Raw genomic sequence first — 7,241 nt, 5'->3', positions numbered from 1 at the left:
CCGCTGCGCCTCGGTGCCCGCCAGATAGTTGCACTCCGAGTGCCGCGCTGTCGCATTCGGAGCCACAACAACCGTGTAGCCCCGCCGCCGCAGAGCCGCTGCCCCCCGCTCAATCTCACCCCCAGGAGCCGCGCCCGCAGGCGAGCAGATGCCAATAGTGCCACCAGGACGAAGAGGTCGGGGCCATATATAAGAACTCATGGAAGGGATTGTACCAGCCCGTGACGAACCGTGGTACATGCAACTAGGCGAGAGAAACTGGACAGAGATTGAGGCGCTAAAAGATAGAGTCGTGGTCTGCCCAATTGGGTCACTGGAGCAGCACGGGCACCACCTGCCGCTCTTAACCGACTCAATGATCGGTAGCGAGATCGCACGGCGCGTCGAAGCGGCTACGGAAGAGGTCGCCCTCTTCACCCCGATGCTCTGGGTTGGAGCGAGCCACCATCACTTAAGCTTTCCGGGCACGATCAGCCTCTCACAAGCCACCTATCGGGGTGTCATCGAGGACATGGCGGAGAGCTTAATCGGGGCGGGCTTTCGTAAGATCTTCTTCCTCAACTCCCACGCGGGCAATATTGTCCCGGCCCAGGCGGCTCTGCTAGAAGTCCAGCTACGGCATCGGGTGACGCTCCCTGAGCTCTATCTCTGTGTGGGCTCCTGGTTCGAGCTCGCGCTGCCGGAGCTGGCGGCGCTGGGGCTTGTTCAGAAGAAAGTCATCCATGCCTGCGAGTGGGAGACCAGCGTGATCCAAGTCACGCACCCCGAGCTTGTCAAAAATTCGCGACCTGCCGCACGCCGAGACATTGGCTCAGGGTTTTGGAGCCCGGATCACATCCAAAACAATCGACTCTCGGTTATCCGCACCATGGAGCAAGGCAGCGAAACTGGCGCTTTTGGCTTCCCTGACGATGCCACACCCGAAAAAGGGGAGCAGCTTATTCAAACCGCCACAAATGAAATCGTCCGCTTTGTGAAAGAATACGCAACGTGGCCGCGTGTGCCTTAGCGAATTTACAGAACTTTTTCATAATTGACCCGTATAGTGGTAATTAAGGAGTAGTAATTTCCATGAAGACAACGATTTTAACCCTTGCAGCCATCCTGATGGTTGGCGGTGCAGCGTTTGCGCAACGACCCGGCGGCGGTGGCCAAGGAGGCCCTCCCGGTGGCGGTCGGGGTGGCGGCGGCGGCATGCGCATGTACGAGAACCTTGGCCTGACCGAGGCTCAGAAGACCAAGCTCAAGGCAATCACGGACAAGCAACGTGCTGAGATGGACGCGATGCGCAAGAAGTACACGGATCAGATCAACGCCATTCTGACCCCCGATCAGAAAAAGAAGCTGGAAGAAGAGCGCAAGAAAATGATGGAGCGCTTCATGGGCGGCGGTGGCCCTGGTGGTGGCGCTCCCGGTGGCGCAGGCAAACCGGCTGCGGGTGCCAAGCCCGGTAGCAAAAAGGGCTAGTTCCCAAGCCCCCTTCGCAATCGCGAAGGGGGCTTTTTTTATCCCTTGAGCGTCAGAAGCACACCAGCAACAATCAAAACACAGCCAAGCCCGAGTGGCCAAGTCAGCTTCTCGCCTCGCAGAAAAATCAGGGCAAGTGCCGTGGCAATTACAAAGCTCAGCTTATCAATCGGTGCCACTTTCGAAACAGGCCCGAGCTCCAGAGCCTTAAAATAACAGAGCCATGATGCCCCTGTCGCAAAACCCGAAAGTACCAGAAAAAGCAGAGTCCGTGAGGGAATGGCGGTAAGATCTTTGGCCTCACCACGGATTAAGACTAAACCCCAAGCAGCCACCAGTACAACCGTGGTGCGGATAGCCATCGCCAGGTTCGAGGGAATCCCCTGGATTCCAATCTTCGCTAAAACCGCAGTCATTCCCGCGAAGCAGGCCGAGAAAAGTGCCCAGCCTGCCCAAGTCATCGGTTAAACCGCGCTCTCGAGTGCATCAAAGACGAGCCCCGCGCCGCCGTAGATTCCCGCATCATCGCCGAGTTCAGCGGGAATAATCTGACAGTTCTTGATGAGGGTGCTGGACGAGTTTGCGAACGCCGTGCGACGAATCGGCTCGAAGAGGAGATCACCTGCACCGGCCACTCCCCCACCAATCACGATTTTCTCGGGATTGAGGAGCATGACCACCGAGGTCACGCCAAGTCCGATGTAGTAGCCAGTCTCCTCCAGCACTTCCAGCGCGACCGCATCGCCTGCTTTGGCGGCATCTGCGATATCTTTAGGAGTGATTCGGTGCCAGTCGTAGCCACTGACATCTGCCAGAACGCTCTTGCGCCCCTGGCAGAGCTTGCGCGATGCACGCTCACAAATAGCGGAGATCTGTGCCATAGACTCTAGGCTTCCGTAGGCAGCCGCACCACCACGCTCTCCGGCGGCGATAATAATGTGCCCCAGCTCGCCCGCGCCACCGGTAAAGCCGGTCCAGAGCTTGCCATCAAGAATCAGTCCCCCGCCCACACCGGTGCCGAGGGTGAACATCACCATCGTTCGGGTGCCACGTCCCGCGCCAAAGCGAAACTCTCCCATAGCCGCGACATTAGCATCATTGCCCATGAGAACGGGCAGCCCTGTCGCCTCCGCAATGGGATCGGCGAGGGAGATATTGCGATAGGGAAAGCTGTCCTCGTAGAAGTTGGGAGCCCAGAGGACTTTCTTACCCGCAGGATCAATATGCCCTGGCACACCAATGCCCATGCCACCGATCTCCGAGAGGGCAACGCCCGACTCAGAGATCGCTTCCTCAACCGCTTGCTTGATCTGCCCGACGGTTCGTGCGGAGCCTTCTTGTGCCAGCGAGGGCCTCTTGCCATGCCCCAGCATCTTGCCTGCCCGATCCAGCACAGCCGCTCGGATATTTGTCCCACCTAGATCAGCCCCTACAACGTAGTGAGCGTCCCGATTCCAACTCAAGGTTTTCTGCCTCCCAAAATTACCAGGTCAGTATAGCACGTCGACTCTACTTTCCCCCTACAATTGCATCCGCTTCCGAAACACGCTGCTGACTTTCTTTCTGAAGAGTCGCGGCCCGGTCTTTGCTCTGCACGGCTGTCTGAACCGCTGCTTCGGGAGTTGCTTCTCGCTCGCAACCACTCATCAACAGTCCTAAGATCATCAGAAGAATCCCATATTTCATAGCACTATTCTCGGTCAGTGGCTCTATTTTCGGTAGCGTGTTGCCATTGCTGCTTCGGTGGCCCGGCGGGAGAGCTGGGTAACATGGAGACCATCGCGTGCAGAGGGGATATTGCCGAGGTTTCCGGTGTAGAGGGCATCGCGCCAGGCGGCGTACATGCCATGAAAGTCTTTCTCGCTGGCACCGGGAAGCCGCACGGTTCCTTGGCCGTTGCGCACCTCGAAGAACCAACCGTCTCGGACATAGCGAATCAGGCCCTCTGTACCGATCAGCTCGTAGGTGAAGAGATCAAGGGGATCTTGGGCGGTATGGGTGTATGAAAAGCTAATCTCGACGCACGTATGACAGCCGCTGGCATGGTCCATGTGGAGCCAGACATGGCCTGGTGCCTCATGCTCCTCAATCCAAGCCGCCGCTGCGTGCTGACGGATGATCTCAGAGCCGGTCCACCAGAGCGCGAGATCTATTTGGTGCACGCCGCAGTCTACCAGCGGCCCACCTTCCTCAAAGCGCCCTAGCCGCCGTGCGGACTCAAAGCGATTGCCGTGCGCATCGGTCTCCCACTTGCCGTGCAGGTTCCAGAGGTAGATAAGACGCTGGGCGCGAAGCTCGCCAATCACACCGTCATCAATCAGTTGCTTGATTCTCTGGGCGACGGGGCTAAAGCGGTAGCAGAGCGCCGTGGCAAAGAGAATCCCAGCATCATCAGCGAGGGAGATCATCTCCTCAATCTCGTCCTCGTTCATACCGAGAGGCTTCTCGCAGAGCACGTGCAGGCCATGTTGAGCAGCGCCGCGCAGGTTGTCTAAGTGGACGGGCGCGGGGGACGTGATCGAGACAGCATCCAGCCCGCAGCGCCAAAATGCCTCAATGTCCGTGAAGGCATGGGCATCGGGGTAGCGTGCCGCAAGCCGGGCAAGTGCCTCGGGGTTCGGGTCGTAAAGAGCGGCCAAGCTCAGGCCCTCGGTCTGGGCGATTGCGTGAGAGTGGCCGTAGTCAGCGACAACCCCACAACCCATCAATCCAATTCGTTTCATCGGGATTCCTAGCTCACGGCATGCCGGGCGAGGAGGGCATCGATGAGACCTCCCGACCAGTTGTCGCGCTCGTCTTCGTCGCGGAACTCAAAGCGAATCCCCGCTCGACCATCGTTGTCTTTCCACATCACATCACAGAGCACAAGAACTGCCTGCGACGACGGCGACTTCAGCCGAGCAGGTGTGGGGCCATCGGCGAAGGCCGGGAGTTTATTGAGGCGTGCCCCCCCCACTCCCATGTCCATCACATCGGCAGTCTTCCAGCCGGCACTATCATGTAGCTCCAAACTCACGCCCTCCGGGAGCGGCCAGCGTCGGAACTCGCGGCGCTTTGCTCCTTGTTGGTCGGCCTTGGGGCGGCGGAACGGTTCGGTGGTGCGCAGGCGCTCTAGCAAAGCCATTGCCTCATCTTGGCGACGCAGGATCGCCTCCACGTCGTCGGGAATCTCAAACTCGGTGTTGTCATCTTCAAGTGGCATGGCTCTATTATCGTCTCTAACGTGTACTTTCCTCACCATCGGCCTCTAGCATATCCACATAGATACCTGGCTCAGAACCTTCAATAACGGTCGCACCACAGCATTTTTCGTAGAAAGCCACCGGTCCGGCCCCGGCAATTATACCGTAGCCATAGCCGATTTCTTTCAGTCCATGAAGTGCAACGAGCAATAAAGCGGCTCCTACTCCCCGTCCTCGAAACGTGGGATCAACGCCGGTGGGGCCAAAAAAGCCCCGCATCGTGGCATCAACACAAGCAAAACCGATGACGCGTTTCTCATAGATCGCGATCCAGCAGGTTATCGGCTGGCGAGCAAAACCCGCTTCGGTTTCATCGGCCCAGCTCTCCGAAAAAGTTTTCGCAATAAAGCGGCGAGTGCGAGAAAGATCAAAGGGAAACGCCCGGCGCACCACGATCCCCTCGGCACGAAGGCGCACAAGTTCGTCGTCTACGGTGGGCAGTTTATAGAGCGGCACAAGTAGATCAGGCATAGAAGCATTGTACCTGGACAGGCAACGCTCGCGTAAGCCCAGAGATTTGTTAGCAAGGGGCTGGACATTATGACTTTCGTAGACCGAGCAGGAATTGGCCTCGGTTGCGGCGAACTCCGTTAACGTGCTATTATCACGACGAATACCTCCGGCGACGGAGGATGTGGTACGAAGGAACCTCTCGATGATGACTCTTGCGCGCGTTGTCCGTCAGGCGACACTCTTGCTGACGGCGCTAGTCGCAGTCTCTTCGTCGGTCCGGGCAGCAGTTGACCCGGCTCTGGCGGAAAAGTATAAAGCTCTGACGGCGACGGTTAACGACCAAGCGCTCGCACAGACCATTCGGGAGCTGTCTTCCAACGGCTCGCGGGTCGTGGGCTACCCCGGTGAAAAACACGCCGCCGTCTATGTCGAGCAGGAGTTCAAGAAGCTCTTTGGCGATAACAACGTGAAGTCAGAGACGTTCACGGCAACAGTGCCGATGGACAAGGGGGCTCGTCTAGATGCCAATGGCAAGACCTACCCGCTCTACTGCATCTGGCCCAATCTCGTCCGCACCAGCCAGCTCCCCGAGGAGGGACTGAGTGGGCCGCTGATCTACGCGGGCAATGGCCTTCTGGGCTCCTTTAATGGCAAAGAGGTAGAGGGCGCGATTGTCCTCGTGGACTTCAACTCTGGTACCGACTGGCTCAATGCACCGCGCCTCGGGGCCAAGGCCGTGGTCTTTATCGAGCCCGACAAGACCATGCGCGGCGAGGCCGAGGCGAAGTTCGTCTCGATTCCCCTTTCGATCCCCCGCTTCTTTATCAAAAAGAGCGATGCCGCCGCGCTTCAAGCCCTCTCCCTCTCCCGCAAGAGCCTAAAGGCGACGCTCCATGCGGAGATGAAGTGGGATCGGGTGCAGGCCAAGAACTTTATCGGCGTGCTTCCGGGCCAGAGCAAAGACCCTAAGATCGCCAAGCAGATTATCGTGGTGCAGTCTTACTATGATGGCATGTCGGTCGTCCCTGCGCTCGCTCCCGCAGCCGAACAGGCGGGTGGAATTGCGGGGCTCTTGCAGACCGCGCGGACGTTTCAGAAAGTCGGCCATGAGCGCACGATCTGGTTTTTAGCGACATCGGGTCACTGCCTCGGACTCCAAGGCGTCCGCGAGTTTCTCGACAACCACATAGACGACTGGCAAGTGCCCGGCCCCTTTGCCAAACTCTTCGGTCAAGCAAAAGACCCCACCGACCCGATCTATCTCTGGGTGGGCCTCGATCTCGCCAGCCAGACCCGCTCGCTGGGGATTTTCTACAAAGCGCACCTCGTCAATGTCCGAGAAGACACGCAAAACCTCTACTCCGATATCGCCCGTGTGGCACGTGAGAATAATGACAAAGTCGCCGAGGTACTGGGCTACGATGCCAAGAAACGCTTCTCCGACGGGGTCAACCCGGTAGATGGCAAGAGCTGGCGCAACTTTATCCCCGGCAAGCCCGCCTTCGACTCTGAGATTGTGGGGATGGCGGGTGGCTTCGGGGTGACCTTTGCCTCGATTGATGACTCCCGCAACCAGGTAGACACGCCGTTTGACACGTTTGAGAAGGTCAATATCGCGAACTTAGCGCTCCAGCTCAAGACCTTTGTCTGTTTGCTCCAGCACTATGTCAACGATTCCAACGACCCGAACGCCGACCCGAAGAAGCAAATCCCGCTCTACAAGACCTGCCAGTGGACCCGCATGGGGCTGCGCTCCGGCTTTGCGACGCTCAAGGGCCGCGTGCGGGAGTACGAGCCGCGCCGCTCTCTCGTCCCCAGTGACCCAGTAGACCGCGCTTTAGTGGTCGTGCCGCACAACTCCAACACCAAGAGCTTCATCGGGGTCCGTGCCAACTTCATCCAGATGGTCGGGGATGACCAAGGCGGCTTCAAGGGCAGTGAGGGCAAGTCCAGCTTCGCGTTTAAGGGACTACCTCCCACAACCGCAGACAACCAGGAGCACCGGATCGAGTCGTACCACATGGACGAAAAGACCGGTGACATTGACTACGCGCCCGACAAAGGCGTTACCGGTGCGGC

At 58.4% G+C, this 7,241-nt stretch carries 10 protein-coding genes; 3 read left to right on the top strand and 7 right to left on the bottom strand.

The features are described 5' to 3' along the window. Positions 1 to 201 (bottom strand): LD-carboxypeptidase (locus RMO15_RS15355; RefSeq protein ID WP_309714327.1); only part of this gene is annotated, 201 nt, incomplete at its 3' end. On the opposite strand from RMO15_RS15355, the gene RMO15_RS15350 reads away from it, so the two are divergent. After that, a complete protein-coding gene (locus RMO15_RS15350) occupies positions 200 to 1,009 on the top strand; it encodes a creatininase family protein (RefSeq protein WP_309714326.1) in 810 nt (269 codons plus the stop codon). The genes RMO15_RS15355 and RMO15_RS15350 overlap by 2 nt on opposite strands. 62 nt (positions 1,010 to 1,071) lie before the next feature. Further along, complete coding sequence (locus RMO15_RS15345; RefSeq protein WP_309714325.1) at positions 1,072 to 1,467, top strand: Spy/CpxP family protein refolding chaperone; 396 nt, start codon at positions 1,072 to 1,074, stop codon at positions 1,465 to 1,467. 38 nt (positions 1,468 to 1,505) lie between these two features. Here the strand turns inward: RMO15_RS15345 and RMO15_RS15340 are convergent, their stop codons facing one another. Genes RMO15_RS15340 through RMO15_RS15315 form a run of 6 tightly spaced genes read right to left on the bottom strand, consistent with a single transcriptional unit; the run spans position 1,506 to position 5,180 of the window. After that, positions 1,506 to 1,928, bottom strand: coding sequence for an EamA family transporter (locus RMO15_RS15340; RefSeq protein ID WP_309714324.1), 423 nt, complete (start codon positions 1,926 to 1,928; stop codon positions 1,506 to 1,508). 3 nt (positions 1,929 to 1,931) lie between these two features. Next, entirely contained in the window at positions 1,932 to 2,930 is a 999-nt protein-coding gene (locus RMO15_RS15335; RefSeq protein WP_309714323.1) for an ROK family protein, read from the bottom strand. A 46-nt stretch (positions 2,931 to 2,976) separates the two neighbouring features. After that, positions 2,977 to 3,153: a hypothetical protein gene (locus RMO15_RS15330; protein WP_309714322.1), complete on the bottom strand. Its 177-nt coding sequence runs from the start codon at positions 3,151 to 3,153 to the stop codon at positions 2,977 to 2,979. Between the two features lie 23 nt (positions 3,154 to 3,176). After that, positions 3,177 to 4,190, bottom strand: coding sequence for a Gfo/Idh/MocA family oxidoreductase (locus RMO15_RS15325; RefSeq protein ID WP_309714321.1), 1,014 nt, complete (start codon positions 4,188 to 4,190; stop codon positions 3,177 to 3,179). Between the two features lie 8 nt (positions 4,191 to 4,198). Next, positions 4,199 to 4,669, bottom strand: coding sequence for a PilZ domain-containing protein (locus tag RMO15_RS15320; RefSeq protein WP_309714320.1), 471 nt, complete (start codon positions 4,667 to 4,669; stop codon positions 4,199 to 4,201). A 16-nt stretch (positions 4,670 to 4,685) separates the two neighbouring features. Beyond that, positions 4,686 to 5,180 (bottom strand): GNAT family N-acetyltransferase, encoded by a 495-nt coding sequence (locus tag RMO15_RS15315; protein ID WP_309714319.1) that lies wholly within the window; start codon positions 5,178 to 5,180, stop codon positions 4,686 to 4,688. Between the two features lie 184 nt (positions 5,181 to 5,364). Between RMO15_RS15315 and RMO15_RS15310 the strand changes: the two genes are divergently transcribed. Continuing rightward, the coding region (locus tag RMO15_RS15310) for a PA domain-containing protein (protein WP_309714318.1) at positions 5,365 to 7,241 on the top strand (1,877 nt) is incomplete at its 3' end.

Source organism: Armatimonas sp., from assembly GCF_031410135.1.
Taxonomy (GTDB): Bacteria; Armatimonadota; Armatimonadia; order Armatimonadales; family Armatimonadaceae; genus Armatimonas.
Note: the sequence above shows the minus strand (reverse complement) of the source record. Positions and strands in the feature narration are given on the sequence as shown.